Annotated in this window: 11 protein-coding genes; 2 read left to right on the top strand and 9 right to left on the bottom strand. The window is 42.6% G+C overall.

The features are described from left to right. The first annotated feature begins 70 nt into the window (after positions 1 to 70). Positions 71 to 523 carry a hypothetical protein gene (locus M5U24_RS06295; RefSeq protein WP_164994884.1) on the top strand — a complete coding sequence of 151 codons (453 nt, stop codon included), beginning with the start codon at positions 71 to 73 and terminating at the stop codon, positions 521 to 523. 41 nt (positions 524 to 564) lie between these two features. Here the strand turns inward: M5U24_RS06295 and M5U24_RS06290 are convergent, their stop codons facing one another. From M5U24_RS06290 to M5U24_RS06270, 5 genes are all read right to left on the bottom strand, one after another. Next, the gene (locus M5U24_RS06290; protein WP_230408023.1) at positions 565 to 903 is read right to left on the bottom strand and encodes a rhodanese-like domain-containing protein; all 339 of its coding nucleotides are present in this window, start codon (positions 901 to 903) and stop codon (positions 565 to 567) included. A gap of 180 nt (positions 904 to 1,083) precedes the next feature. Continuing rightward, positions 1,084 to 2,370, bottom strand: a complete 1,287-nt coding sequence (locus tag M5U24_RS06285) for a nucleotidyltransferase family protein (RefSeq protein WP_099326782.1) — start codon at positions 2,368 to 2,370, stop codon at positions 1,084 to 1,086. 32 nt (positions 2,371 to 2,402) lie between these two features. Then, positions 2,403 to 2,891 (bottom strand): lasso peptide biosynthesis B2 protein, encoded by a 489-nt coding sequence (locus M5U24_RS06280; RefSeq protein WP_099326783.1) that lies wholly within the window; start codon positions 2,889 to 2,891, stop codon positions 2,403 to 2,405. After that, a complete protein-coding gene (locus M5U24_RS06275; protein ID WP_099326784.1) occupies positions 2,884 to 3,168 on the bottom strand; it encodes a PqqD family protein in 285 nt (94 codons plus the stop codon). The genes M5U24_RS06280 and M5U24_RS06275 overlap by 8 nt, the downstream gene beginning before the upstream one ends. Before the next feature lie 145 nt (positions 3,169 to 3,313). Continuing rightward, the gene (locus M5U24_RS06270) at positions 3,314 to 4,345 is read right to left on the bottom strand and encodes a radical SAM/SPASM domain-containing protein (RefSeq protein ID WP_099323534.1); all 1,032 of its coding nucleotides are present in this window, start codon (positions 4,343 to 4,345) and stop codon (positions 3,314 to 3,316) included. Positions 4,346 to 4,612: 267 nt separating this feature from the next. Between M5U24_RS06270 and M5U24_RS06265 the strand changes: the two genes are divergently transcribed. Further along, entirely contained in the window at positions 4,613 to 5,629 is a 1,017-nt protein-coding gene (locus M5U24_RS06265; RefSeq protein ID WP_099323925.1) for an IS110 family transposase, read from the top strand. An 848-nt stretch (positions 5,630 to 6,477) separates the two neighbouring features. Here the strand turns inward: M5U24_RS06265 and M5U24_RS06260 are convergent. The 4 genes from M5U24_RS06260 to M5U24_RS06245 form a co-directional block, all read right to left on the bottom strand. After that, positions 6,478 to 7,464: a hypothetical protein gene (locus M5U24_RS06260; RefSeq protein WP_099326785.1), complete on the bottom strand. Its 987-nt coding sequence runs from the start codon at positions 7,462 to 7,464 to the stop codon at positions 6,478 to 6,480. Positions 7,465 to 7,684: 220 nt separating this feature from the next. Further along, positions 7,685 to 7,861: a hypothetical protein gene (locus M5U24_RS06255; RefSeq protein WP_157820744.1), complete on the bottom strand. Its 177-nt coding sequence runs from the start codon at positions 7,859 to 7,861 to the stop codon at positions 7,685 to 7,687. Between the two features lie 96 nt (positions 7,862 to 7,957). Further along, entirely contained in the window at positions 7,958 to 9,883 is a 1,926-nt protein-coding gene (locus tag M5U24_RS06250; protein WP_099326786.1) for a right-handed parallel beta-helix repeat-containing protein, read from the bottom strand. A 60-nt stretch (positions 9,884 to 9,943) separates the two neighbouring features. Further along, positions 9,944 to 14,470, bottom strand: a complete 4,527-nt coding sequence (locus tag M5U24_RS06245) for an SBBP repeat-containing protein (RefSeq protein ID WP_298201876.1) — start codon at positions 14,468 to 14,470, stop codon at positions 9,944 to 9,946. Positions 14,471 to 14,619: the final 149 nt, after the last annotated feature.

Below are 14,619 nucleotides of genomic sequence, written 5' to 3'. Positions count from 1 at the left end.
CTGGTAAGGCCTTAAGGGATTGGTAAAATAAAAAATTGATAATGTTTCATGATATTTGTATAATGTGCCCATGCCTATAACGAAAGAATTAGAGAATATACGAAAGTTTGAATCTGTCGGGTTTACTCACGATCAAGCGGAAGTTCTTACAGAGACCCTTGAACAATCGCATGTTAACGGACAGCAAAACCTTAAGGATTTTCTTAACATTAAATTTAATGAGATGGACGTCAAATTTAATGCGATGGATGTCCAGTTTAATGCTCTTCGTAACGATATGGATGTAAAATTTAATGTTCTTCGTAATGATGTGGATGTCAAAATTAAAGATTTCCGTAGCGATGTGGACGTTAAGTTTAAAGACCTTCGTAACGAAATTGACTTCAGGTTTCTGGAAACCCGTAATGAGATTGTCAACCTTGAGTTTCGCATAAGGGCTTCGCACGCAGATTTGCTTATGAAGATATTTGCAATCGTAGCCGGTTGTACCACTATTGCCGTTGCTGTAGCCAAGTTATTTTAACCCCGCCAAAGGCGATATATTCCCATTGCCTTTCGAGAGTTTCACTCCGCTTTATTCTGCCTTTTTTTGATCTCCTCATAGCCGCCTGCATTTATTACATTTAGATATCCCATTTTATCCAGAATCTCTTTTGCAATACCAGACCGCCTCCCGCTTTCGCAATAAAGGAAAATTTTTTCATCCTTGTTTTTTGCAACCGACTCAATTTTCCTTCCAATTTCTTTATATGGAATGTTTATAGCATCCTCAATATGTCCCGACTTGTATTCCCCGGCAGTTCTTACGTCAATCCAGATTCCCTTCACATCGTTCACTTGCCCCCCAATTACACAATTAATTACGACAGTTAAAAAACATAAAGCCATAACTAGTTTTTTCATAATCAACTCCATTTCTAAAATAATGTATCTATAAAAATTGATACCCTCTCAAATCCGGTATGCCTTTCCCTGAGTTTAGTGATTGATTAGCATTTTATTTGGAACATCTCAGTAAATTATAGCAGTAGATAGCTGTCAGTTGATAGAAAAAGAACGCCCAACTACCACCCTTGAGCTGGTTTAGTCATCTACGATTGGACAGACTTGAGAATTTATCCATGTATTAAGGATTACCTCTTCCTTAACTCGTGGGATCATTAGTACTATCTTTCCGGATTTTAAAATGAGGCGAAAGGGACGAATTAAATAGTATAGACAGAGCCTCTTTGAGGACAAAGGTACTGAAAACCTGTTTGAGAGAACTTTTGGATGTGGAAATATTTCTTTAAAGAGAATCTTCACCTTCGTTTGAAATGTATCCGCGATTTGTGACTTGATAAAACTACCGGGAACGACGGGAAGAGTATCTTCTCTGATAAGTATTCTTTTATTGATAAGCCGCACTAATTCTTTATTTAAATCCTCTGATTTAAAGCTACTAAGGGCATTATGAAAAACGTCATCGTGCTCCCCCATGATTTCCCTTACAATGGAAAAGGTAGTATACATTAGGGTATCTATTCCGTATTTTTCGGTTTCAGACTTAAACCTTACCCAATCAATATCATCTCTATAATATTTAAGGGTTTGAAAAATATCACACAACTGGATAAGTGCACCTTTGCTACTAAAACCTCCATTTTGATTTATAAACCGGTGTTTTAAAAAATGTAGACAGAGGTGAGTAATTAAATCCTCCGGACTGAGTATCTGTACTTTATTGCCAGAAAATTCTATCGTTCTGGCCTCTTCCCACCACCTTTCAATAATGTCATTAATAATACGAATTCTTACTGGGTGTGCCTTCCTTGCTATGTGCCAGTGAATCTCCACCGGGATATTCTTATCTGAATGAACATAACTTATATGCTGGTGATTTTCTCTGTACCAATCCGGTTGCATTTCACCCTGGAAACGATAGTCTAATCCGGACATTATTTTCTCTGCACAAAGAAGGTCTTCTTTTTTAACGAGAAGGTCTATGTCATTCATTTGCCGTAAACCAATATCGCCATAAACAGTTTTCGCTAAAGTCGCGCCCTTTAGAACAATAACTTTCACACCTTTATCACAAAATGTCTCTAAAATCCTCTTTAATTCCGCATAAAGGTACATATTCCTGGCTAAATTTCCATGATAAGCCGTTCTCAACTGAGCCATGACCTCTTGAGGTATACAATGTCTCTTACTGATATTCTTTAAGTTGTGATACAGTAATGGGGCGATACCATGCCAAAAAGCAGAAGCTAAAACCTCTTCCCAGTTTAACGGAATGTTTATTACATCCTTAATTTTCTCTCCTGTATTCCCTGAGATGCTTGCCTGAAGACAATGGAGTAAGAGCCTATTTTCATGTGATATGTTCATTATCAGCCTCCAGGATAATTTTATCCAATTTACTATATCTTATCAGGGAAACAATACGTCATCGTATAAGTTTTAGTTACTTCTGCATTTCTTTCCAGAAAAATATCCCCATGATAAAGAAGCCAGGCATGGCCCTCCAATTTCTTTTTTGCCTCTCCATCAGAGAACCTCCCGTTATATCTCACTCCAAAACAAACAAAGACGTTTATTCCCAATTTACGTAAAAAGTGATAAAGAACTAAAGACCGCCTGAGACAGATATTTTTGTCTGTCCAAAGGTTATGCCTCAATATGTAGTCTGTAAATTTTACGATCTTATCTTTCATGTTTTCCAGGTCTTTGTTACGGCAAACTCTAAAGTTCCGTGGTGCAAGCATCTTCATAACCCTGGGCAGGGACAAAAATCTGAACAGGAAAGGCAAAACGTTAATCAGGAGAAAAATTCGGGTAAAAAGCCATATCTCCCCGAAGGAGCTAAAATGAGTCCTGAATTTTTTAATAGCACAAGTTTTGTTACCCATCTACAACCTTCACTAATTTTTCACGGATAAGTTCATGAATAAGTTTCAGTACACTTTCTCTGGCCTTTTCAGGTAAAACATCAAATTCATTTTGAATTATTTCGCTTATCTCTCCAGCCGTAAGACCGCTACTGAGCATTTGCCAGATCCGCAGTCCTGTTTCATTTAAGGTGAAGTACATCTTCGTGCCCAGATGGAGAAGGACGGCCTCTTTGCCCTCTAATTCAGTAATAACAACATCAGGGTCAGGCGTTACCCTATAATTTAACTCCAGCATCTTTTATCAACCTCCTTTTCAGTATTTCTCGTAATTATTCAATATGAAGTGAAAGACCTCCCATCCCTTCCTATCTGCGAAGGAGGGGAGATAAGAAGTCCCCCCTTCAAGAGGGGATTTAGGAGTGTGTTTAATAATCTTGATATTATGCAAATATCACTTCCGTCCAAACCATGCGAGACCAGGGGTTTCCCGAAAACTCTTTCAGCCAGTCTACCTTCTTAAAATAATTCAAACAGAACCAACAGGGAAAATAATCTGAATCTCTAAATTTACCATTGCTGTAGTGTTCAAGCTTCTCTTTTTGAAATTTCCCACTAGCCTCAACCAAACTTACATAAGCCTCAGAAAAACTCATCTCATTCAAATTGCCTATTATATCATCGTTTCCCACATCTTCTCCATGTCCCGATAAATTACAGCACATGGTGACATTGCCTCGCCAGTCGATGTTAATCTCTTCCATTTTAAGCGAAGCGCAAGGAAAGAGTTCGGTCGTATAGTATCCCGATGCCATAACAATAGGAATGGAAAATGTTTTCTGGAGCTGACAGATGATAGTTTCTGTTTGCCTTCTTTCTATCGGCGAAATGTCCATATTTTCTGATACGATTCGGGGAGTTGAAATAAGATGGCCAAGCCTGAGTCCCCGGCCTCCCAGTTTTGCTGCAAGCATGGCTATTTCATTTAATTCACCCCGACTGTGGGACGTAATGACCGTATTGAAGGTGAAGGGAATATCTTTTACCACGCAAATGCTTACTGCCTGCATCACCCGGCGATACGAACCCTTTCCACGAAGCATGTCATGTGTTTCCTCCCTTGCACCTTCTAAACTAAAGGTAATTCCAGTAAGACTATTAAGATGCGGGAGCAACTTCTCATAAATTCGGGTAAAATTCCAACCATTTGTTACAAAGCCAAAGTTATATCCAGCTTCTGATACCATCGTGAGCATCTCGGTAAATCCGGGATGCAACGTTGGCTCTCCGCCAGTAAAGGAGATGTAATCAAAGCCATGCCCCCTGGCATTCCGGAGAATTCTTTCTAAGATTTCTATTTTCAGGTCTCCGTCACCACTATGCCTTCCATCAAGGCAATGATGGCAACTTAAATTACAGCGATTGGTAAGTTCTATCAATATTCCCGGCATTGTAGTATTACTGTATAAAAGCATCTCTTCAGCGTAAATATTACACGATTCCCAACGGTTTCAGGTTTACAACCGTTCGGCTGGGCTCACGACGAAGCCTGAACCTATCTGTAATTTATTTGTCATTTGTTCTGCTAATAGAAGGCTGGATTGAAAGTATAAAACATTTGGTTCAGGTTACAAACCTGATAATCATATAGAAGGCACCTCCGAGCGCACTCTTCATGGTAAAATGGAGGATACCGTGAAAGGCGATTGTTAAATAATAACAAAGTAAGGAGGGAGCGAGCAATGGGATATTTCGTAGGAATAGATTTACATGGTGATAATAATTATATTGGAATACTCGATGAGGAGGATCGGAAGGTATTCAAGAGGAGAAACCGTAATGACATCAATGAAATAAAGCGCGTATTAGAGCCATACAAAAAAGAAATAAAGGGTATAGTAGTAGAATCGACCTTTAACTGGTACTGGATAGTGGATGGTCTGATGGAGGCAGGCTATCAGGTACACCTGGCAAATACATCGGCAATGCAGCAGTATGAGGGATTAAAGTACATTGACGACACGAGGGATTCGTTTTGGTTGGCAAAGATGTTACGGTTAAAGATATTACCAGAGGGATATATTTATCCCAAAGAGACGCGGTCAGTGAGGGATTTACTGAGGAAGCGGATGATGTTGGTACAACAAAGGACAGCGCATATATTGAGTATGCAAACGATGGTAAACCGTAACAAAGGAGTACCGATAAGCGGTGATACGATAAAGAAGCTGAGTAACGAAGAGGTAATGGGGATGTTCAGCGACGTGCATTTGACCATGTCAGCACAGTGCGATCACGAGGTAATAGAGGTATTAAATAAGCAGATATACAAGATAGAGAAAGCGGTATTAAAGGAGGTGAAGCTAAAGAAGCCGTATAAGAAATTGCTCAAGGTGCCTGGGATAGGCGAAATCCTGGCAATGACGATAATGCTGGAGACTGGGAACATAGAGCGATTTAGTGATGTGGGGATGTATTCATCTTATTGCAGATGCGTATCGGCAAAAAAATTATCGAATGGTAAGAGCAAAGGGAAAGGAAACCGTAAGAACGGGAATAAATACCTTGCGTGGGCGTATGTGGAGGCAGCGCATTTTCACGTAAGATTTTGCGAAAAGGGAAGGAAATGGCATCAGAGGAAGGCGTCAAAGAGCCATGTAGTTCTGGCAACGAAAGCCTTGAGCAATAAGCTGGCCAGGGCATGTTATTACATAATAAAGGAGCAAGTAAACTACGACGAGAAAAAAATGTTTGGGTAGCAAGCAGATTAGGTGGTGCAAGGAACCGGTTGCGGGTTAGGTAACCAATCCATGAAACCTGATTGGAAGTTGTTCCACCTTTTATTATGAGTTGTGCCGGTAAAGGAATCGGCGAAAAAGAATATTCCATTCTGATCTGCCCATACCATGAGCCGTGAGGTTTTGGCCGTAGAGCCGAATATTCTGTGAATAACGATTGGACACTGGTATGGAACCGATGGTTTTCTGGGACAGAAGATAAGTCAGGGGCGGTGAGAAAGTCTTTCACAAAGCCTTGATCCCGATGGGTGAATGGTGCGGATGAGAACGATACCAAAACAATTGCGAAATACCACGGGCGTAGATAAACGTGAACGGTATAGTCATTTTCGTAAACAGCAGTAAGAGCGATTCCGTACTTGGAGGGGTATTCAAAACGTGAAAATGTAGATATTTTTGCGACCGGAGATATTTTGTCCTTGACAAAAGCCTTCTAATGAGTGAACCCGCGAAAGTATCTATGCAGCGTAAACGACGCACGGCTCGTTCCAAAACCTTGTACTAAACATAGTGAAGTATCCAGTTTGGGAATGCTTATGGATAAGCCTCCTGGATTTTCTACGCAGACAATTCCACCCCCTTAATCCCCCGCCAGCGGGGGACAGGCTTGCCACGTCTCTTGCAGCTTTCATGTCGGGGGCATTCCCGGTTTTTTGTGACTTCTGCCATGTCTTAATGAAATGTACAGTAGTATCAACCCTGTCAGAGTTGTTTTACCTGTGTTACGTGTGTTCCGTGGTTCCGTTTGAAACCCTGGCCACATGAACGGTTACAAAAAATCGGGAATGCTCCTATTTGTGTCTTGGTAGCTAAACAATTAAACCTGATAAAATTTCTGAAATTCTCTCCGGCTCTTCATACAAATCGCGTCCTGCAAGGAGTTCGTAACTATCTGACTGAGATACAAGCCGCTTAATGGCCTCTAAATGTACATTGACCGCCTGACGTTTAAAAAATAGCGATGAACTTTGCCTCATCAATCTTATAAAAGCAGTTGTTTTATCTACGGGTATCAACATACTCTCAGGTTGAAGAACTATTTGGGTGTAAATCAATACCTTTGGAAAACAGCTTGGTTGAAATCGACCGGGGTAGACCGATTCTACATCTAAAAATCGTTTTGTATGGTTTCCCATTGCTGATCCCTTAAGATGAGGATCTATTTCAGGGAATTGCCGGGACAAGGCAGGATCAAGATAAAAATGCTTCCGAAAGGCCAGGGATTCTATCCCGTCCGCAGATGATCTAAGAAAAAGGGCATCGTCTGAGACATAGTGCCAGCCCTGACTGACCAAACTAAGGGCAGTGCTGGATTTTCCGCTCCCTGACTCCCCTAAAAACAGATAGCCCATCCCATCCCTGACAAGCCCGGCAGCATGAAGGTCGTAGAAACCCCGGGAAGAAAGGAGATGGATAAGGCCGACAAGAAAGAAGTTATACTTCGATAAAGGAGGTTTTTCCTTAAAAGAGCGATGAAGGGTTACGAGCCCTGTTCCCGCTTGAAGTTGGAGCTGAAAAACGGATAATCCGTCGGTGAGGTAAACGTGACCATCTGCCTCGTAAATCGAAGAATCATAGCCGTTGAGTGGTTGTGATGCCGTATATGGGATATGCGAGGGGACATCTGTCGCTACGAATTTCAATTCAATGTGAGCAGGCTTACCGCCATTGTATATTTGAGTAAAGGGGAAGGAATAGAAGAACTGCTCAATTTCATATCCAATCCCTTCCCCTTTCCACTGAACCCCAACGGTTATTTCGTATAAAGAATAGAAATTAACCCCTGCTTCAGTCATCTCAACTTCTTATCCTCCCAACCTCTCATCTTCCTATCTTCCCATCCTCTTTTTTATGAGTTTACTTATTATAACTAAATAAAGGCCAACAATATAATTTACCATAATAAGTTGCTTTTATTTATCCTGAGGGAAACGAAGGATCTTTCAGAGAAGACCCTTTGCGTTGTCATGGGTAAATGAAACCTTACATTATGATAAAATATTTCTTTATTTTCATTTACGGTGTAAAGGTACCAAATAGCCCATTGCCGGTAATTTTGGTTGCATCCCCGTGTTTCGTAAGCTTTGGTTCTACGAAGGTTAATTTGGGTTCTGCAAAAGGCTTCCTGGCGTGAGAATCACCTATCCCTGTAACTACCTGGCCTATGTGTCCTGCTGAAATTTTTTCTAACATTTTTCATTCTCCTATCATTGTTTTTTGTGAAGAATAACCACAGGGTACGCAGGGTATTTCTCCGTGCACCCTTCTGTGTTCAAAACATATTTCTGATTAAGGACGGAATCTGCCAAAGAATCTCTTACCCTTAGTCCTGGATTTTGTTTTCTTTAATTGCTTTTTGACTTGTGATGCATCTGCGCTCGTCACTTCCTGATCCGTTTGTTCTTCCGTCTCAAACCCCAACACGTCCACAACAAAAACAAACGACTTGCTCTCCGTTAAGCAAATAATGAAAGTGACATCTACCGATTCTCCCGGGCTTAGTACACCATCCGCATAAGCATCTGCTGTCAATGGAATGGTCATTGTTGCCCCTTCTCCACCATCCCCTCCGTCTGCATTATGGAGTAGATTTCCATTTGTCAATGTTTTAACCAAAACCACAAGGCCTGTAAGGGGCGGACTGCTGCTCTTGTTTGTAAGTTTGGCACCAAAGCTAAATTTTCCAACAAATCCAGGTGGACAATCGGTGGTATCAGTAGTAATCACGTAAGTTGAACGATCCCTTACAAATCTAACAAAGTCATTAACAATCCCTGGGTACTCTACTGCACCAATGTCGCATACAACACTACCATCGCCATTGCCATCTGTGCGAGGATTCCCAAGCTGGTCAGTTTGTGTATCAGGATAATCCTGATACACGTCATTGGCGCCTGCATCAATGGCAGGGCTGGTTGATAGCAGTGGGAAGTGGCCATTGCCAGGTGTCCCGTCATCGGTGAAGGCGCCCAAACCTGAGTCCCCTGTGAGGTCGCTTGGTTGAAGGATGATGTTGACGTGGCTACCAGTAGTATTGCCAATAAGATTATTGCCCAGTGATATGATATCACCGAAACAATCTTGCGCCGCCCCTTGTGACGCTGTATTTCCAGCAATGATGGTGTTTTGTATTTTTACGCTTGTGTTTCCTACGGGTGAAGCAATTCCGCCGCCGCCACGGCCAGCACTGTTTTCGCTGACGGTGCAGTTGATGAGCAAGCATTGTGCTAGAAAATTAACCCATATGCCACCACCATCGTGGTATGGTACAGTGTTATTAGCGATTGTGCTGTTAATAATTGTCATCGTGCCGGTTCTGTGGTGTATTCCGCCCCCCTCGAAAACAGAATAATTACCACTAATATCGGTGTTATTTATCGTCAGGTTTCCAGAATGATTGATGATACCACCACCGCCGCCACCAGTGCCGCCATTGTCAGCATTGTCTTTGACTGTGCAACTGCTTAACGTTAAATCTCCATTGTTTCCGATTCCACCACCAGCACTAACAGTTCTTCCTATGCTCTGATTGCTGCTGATGGTGCTGTTGATGATTGTCATCGTTCCCAGGTTCCATATGCCACCACAACTGGAATGGGCTATATTGTTGCTGATGATGCTACTGGTAATTATTGCCGTGCCTGCGTTATAGATGCCTCCAGCATCGTCACCGGCCATATTGTCGCTGACTGTGCTATTTTTTATTGTCAGTTTGCCGAGATTCCTGATACCACCGCCGTCATGTTCTGAATCCTCAGGAACTCGTTCAGTAGCAGTAGCACCTCTCATAACGGTTAGTCCATCTAACTCCAGAGTTCCTGTATCAGCAACATGAAAAATACGAAAAAAAGGTTCACTATCGCTACGTTCGATGATGGTGGTGTCAGCACCAGCACCTTTTATGGTGATATTGCTTCTGATAGAAGGTAAGCCCGTTGGTCCGTCGGTATGGGTGGTATCGTTATACACATCCGGCAGGGTATAGGTGTCAGCCGCCATGGTAATCGTATCGGTTCCCGGATGTTCAACTTCATTGTTAGCGTCATTGATTGCATTAATCAATTGTGAAACGTTACTGACAAGAAAATCAGTAGCATTAATGGTACGTGGCACAGATAGTGCGAAGACTGTGAATGAAATGAATAGCACCTGCGCATACCCCAAATAAGCAAAACTTCCATATCCCCTTTCCCTTTTGTTCCTTACCGTGTTCATATGCCGCTCCTTTTACGCTACGTGCGTTATGTGTAGTATGTGTTCAAAACATATTTCCAATTAAGGATGGAATCTGCGAAAGAAACCTTTTCTCATAAGTCCTGATCCTTTCCCGAATTTTGCAAGACCTGGTTTAATGTCTGTTGATTGGAGTTCTGCAACTTGTAAAGAATCTGTTTGTCCTTCCTTAATCCCCAATACATCCACAACGAAACCAAACGACTTGCTCTCAGTTAAGCAAATAATGAAAGAGACATCTACCGATTCCCCCGGGCTTAGTACGCCATCGGCATAATCACCAATATTTGGAACAGTCAACCTTGCTCCCACCCCGCCTGGTACTCCATCGGCATTTTGCAATACGTTGTTATTCGTTAATTCTACAACCTCCATCACGAGATCCGTAAGCGGAGGGTTATTTCTTTTGTTTTTCAGCGTTGCATCGAAACTAAACTGCCCCACAAACTCATCCCCACAACCGGTTGTATCAGAAGTAGTCTGATATGTTGATCGTACAGGTTTAAAGGCAACAAGGTCATTAATAATTTCCGGGCTTGGCGCTGGTGCTTCTCCAAGGACAATGTCTCCCAGTGCCGATGTATCCAAATAATTATTTGCCGTTCCTATCCAGACAACCTGTCCTTCACGACCCGACCAATCGTCGTCATCATTGTATCCCACACTAAAGCCAATGGTCATACCTGCCGTGGGGGTAATTCCCAGATTGCTCCATGGTATGGCCAGTTCTATACTATACCCGCCAGTAATTGTCGCCCAGGCATGCAATACGTCCGTTTTCTTACCATTTTTTTCAAAAAGTGTTTCATCATTCCATCCTTTAATGAACTGACGATCGTAACTATCGTATGTCGTACCGTGATTATGGTCGCCGTCAATATAGATCTCCACACTGTCATTTTCATGCACAGACGTTGAGTCATTATAGAGGGTATCATCCAGCACCTTAACACCTACGTAGAGGTAGGTATTATCCCAGAGTACCCCGAACGTTGCGGTGTTGTTCGTAGTCCCAATGACCACATTACTCACATCGGTTGCAATGTCCCATGCCGATTCGTCTAAGTTTCCATCCACGGCTAGATTCAGGCTCACATAAGGCACGGTCACCGGATTTGCGGAAAGATTACTGTCAAACTTTGATACAAAGGCATCAGTAGGACCGCCACTATAACCAGCAAGAGAAGGATCATATGCATCAGTGGTTGTTGGAAAGTCTGAAGACCAAGTCGCACCAGTCACATAGACATCTCCATTTGGGGCTATCGCTATAGACATGCAAAATTCACTGCTAGCTCCTCCAAGATATGTGGATGCAAGGAGGCTGGTTAAATCACTATTGAGCTTTGATACAAAGGCATCTTCGTTACCAGTGAGGATGCCGTTAAACGAAGTATCATAGGCGCCTCGAGTTGTTGGAAAGTCTGATGATGAAGTACTGCCAGCCACATAGACATTTTCCCATGAGTCTATGGTTAGAGAATAGCAAAACTCACCGGAAGACCCTCCAAGATATGTTGATGCAAGGAGTTTTGTTAGATCACCGCTTAACTTTGATACAAAAGCATTTGTCCAACCATCTTTAAAAGTATCATAAGCGCTAGCGGTTGTCGGAAAGTCTGCTGAGTTAGTCCAGCCAGCTACATATACATTCCCCCCTGAATCTATAACAATAGAACGGCCATAATCCCAATTAGTCCCCCCTAAATACGTGGATGCAAGGATGCTGGCTAAATCACCGCTGAGTTTTGATACAAAGGCATCTTCTCTATAAGTACTACCATTGTAAGAAGTATCATAGGCACCCGTAGTTGTTGGAAAGTTTGGTGATGAAGTACTGCCAGCTACATAGATATTTCCCCCTGAGCCTATGGCAATATCCTGGATCACCCCTCCGTTCAGAGATTTGGAAGCAATGAGGTTTGTTAATGTATCATTTAGTTTCAACACAGCAGAACCACGAGCCACATAGATATTTCCCCCTGAGTCTATGGCTATCGAATCGCCTGAACCCCAGCCAGATCCCAAATATGTTGAAGCAAGGAGGTTGGTTAGATCATTACTGAGCCTTGCTAGAAAGGCACTACCGGAAGTATTATAAGCGCCCGGGGTGGTTGGAAAGTCCGATGACAAAGTTTCACCCGTCACATATACATTCCCGCTTGCATCGAGGGCGATAGCATTACCATAATCATCGTCAGAACCCCCCAGATACGTGGATACAAGGAGATTTGTTAAATCGCTACTTAGCTTCGATACAAAGGCATCATGACCACCATTAAAAGAAGTGTCATAAACACCCGAGGTTGTTGGAAAACCTGACGTACTAGTCGAACCTGCTACATATACATTCCCACTTGAGTCAATAGTTACAGAAGTACCGTAATCAAAGCCACCGGAAGACCCTCCTAGATATGTGGATGCAAGAAGGTTGGTCAAATCACCGTTGAGCTTCGATACAAAGACATCATAACCATCATTAAAAGAAGTATCATAAGCACCCGGAGTTGTTGGAAAGTCTGATGACCAGGCCGAACCAGTTAAATATATATTCCCGTTTGAGTCTATGGCTATAGCGCTAATATATCCTCCACTATCTCCATATCCTCCACCCAAATATTTTGAAGCAAGGGGGCTGGTTAAATCACCAGTAAGCTTCAATACATTAGAACCACCCGTAATATATACATTCCCCTCTGAGTCTATGGCTATATCATTGCCAGCATCACTGGCAACCCATTCCAGATATGTGGATGAAAGGAGAGTGGTTAAATCACTATTGATCTTTGATACGAAGACATTAAAATCATAATAATCATCAAAATAAGTATCATAAGCACCTGGAGTTGTTGGAAAGTCTGTTGATCCTGTTGAACCAGTCACATAGATATTTCCCCCCGAATCTATGGCTATAGCATTACCAGAATCTTCGCCATCTCCTCCCAGATAGGTGGATGCAAGGAGGCTCGTTAATGCACTATTAAGCTTTGATACAAAGACATCGCTACCGCCATTAAAATAATCATCATAGACACCCGAGGTTGTTGGAAAACTTGATGACCCGGTCGAACCAGTTACATAGACATTTCCATATGAATCTATGGCTGTAGCACTGATAGATCCTCCACTCAAAGATGTGGAACCAAGGAGACTTGTTAACGCCCCATTGAGCTTAAATACGGTGTCACCCCCCCCCACATAAATATTTCCTCCAGTGTCTATGGCTATTGAAGTGCCTGCGTTTCCCAAATATGTAGAAGCAAGGAGGCTGGTTAGATCATTACTTAGCCTTGATACAAAGCCACTACCGGAAGTATTATAAGCACCCGGGGTAGTTGGAAAGTCTGTTGACCCGGTTGAACCAGTCACATAAATATTTCCCCCAGAATCTATGGCTATAGCATTGCCAGAATCTTCGCCAACTCCTCCCAAATAGGTGGATGCAAGGAGGCTGGTTAAGTCACTATTGAGCTTTGACACAAAGGCATAATCACTACCATTAAAAAAAGTATCATAGGCGCCGGGAGTTGTGGGAAAGTCTGGTGACCCAGTCGAACCAGTCACATAGATATTTCCCCCTGAATCTATGGCTATAGCATTACCATAGTCCGCACCAGATCCTCCGGATCCTCCCAAGTATGTGGACTCAAGGAGTGGGTCAATTACAACCTCCCGTGACCTGTCATAGTCTTCAAGTTTAAAACTATACTCATTACCTATTACAACATAAGCAGCCTCAATGTATTGTCTGTCACTGAGATCCCCCTCACCCCTACCCTTTCCCGCAAGGGGAGCGGAAGAACGGCTTTTTTTTGTAGTGGTAGAAGGAACTTTGGATTCCTGATAGACTATGGGCTTTGTGAACTTGACGATACCTAACGCCGTCTCCGCCTCAAGCAGTCCATCTTCATTTACTTTTAATGTCTTTGCACCGCTCAGTCTCAGTTTTATCGCCGTGGGGTCTGCGCCAGGCTTTACATAAAAGAGTTTTTCGACGTTATTCCCGTACGCCTTCAGTTTTAGTTCTATTCCATTATAAACTTCCCCAAGCGTCACCACATCATACGTCTGGATATTGGTCTTCCACTTCGATTGATCATTTCCTCTGAAGTCGTTCACAGTTGTGGTGGCCTTCTTTTCCCCTTTTATCTTACCAATCCAGCCGCCTACCATCTCCTCTTTCAATACTACTCCCCTTGTCCCTTGTTTCTTTTTATTTTCGGAATGGCCTTGTTTACCGTCATCCTGCTTCGTATCATTCTGTCCGCCAGCCTTTACTGACGGGCTATTTGCAGGCGAGTGATGATGCATACCGTCAAATCCCCCTGCATTTCCCTTTTCCCCTTTGTTAATGGGGGATTTATGAGGATTTACCGGTCTGTTGTGGGCATGGACGTCGGCCCCTCCATTTTTTCGTTGGGGCAGGGAATAGACAATCTCTCCATTCTTCGTTACAAATACCGTTCCCCCAAATGTGTTAGCATAGAACATTACCCTTTCATCGGTTTGCCCTTCATTGGCTATAAAAGGCATCTGAAGTTTCCTTGTCCTTTGAACAACCTCTGCCATACTCAATTGCTCATCCCCGGTCGAAGCCGGAGAGAGGTTTTTGATTACAGATTGCGGACTTATTGGTTTAGACAATGGTTTACCTGTATCAGCCAGGAGGATTTTGAAGAAAAAAACGACCGGCAAAAGAACCGCAAGTAATACAAAAA

This window comes from Candidatus Kuenenia sp. (assembly GCF_027493735.1).
GTDB lineage: Bacteria > Planctomycetota > Brocadiia > Brocadiales > Brocadiaceae > Kuenenia > Kuenenia stuttgartiensis_A.
This window is presented reverse-complemented; position numbering and strand designations above follow the sequence as displayed.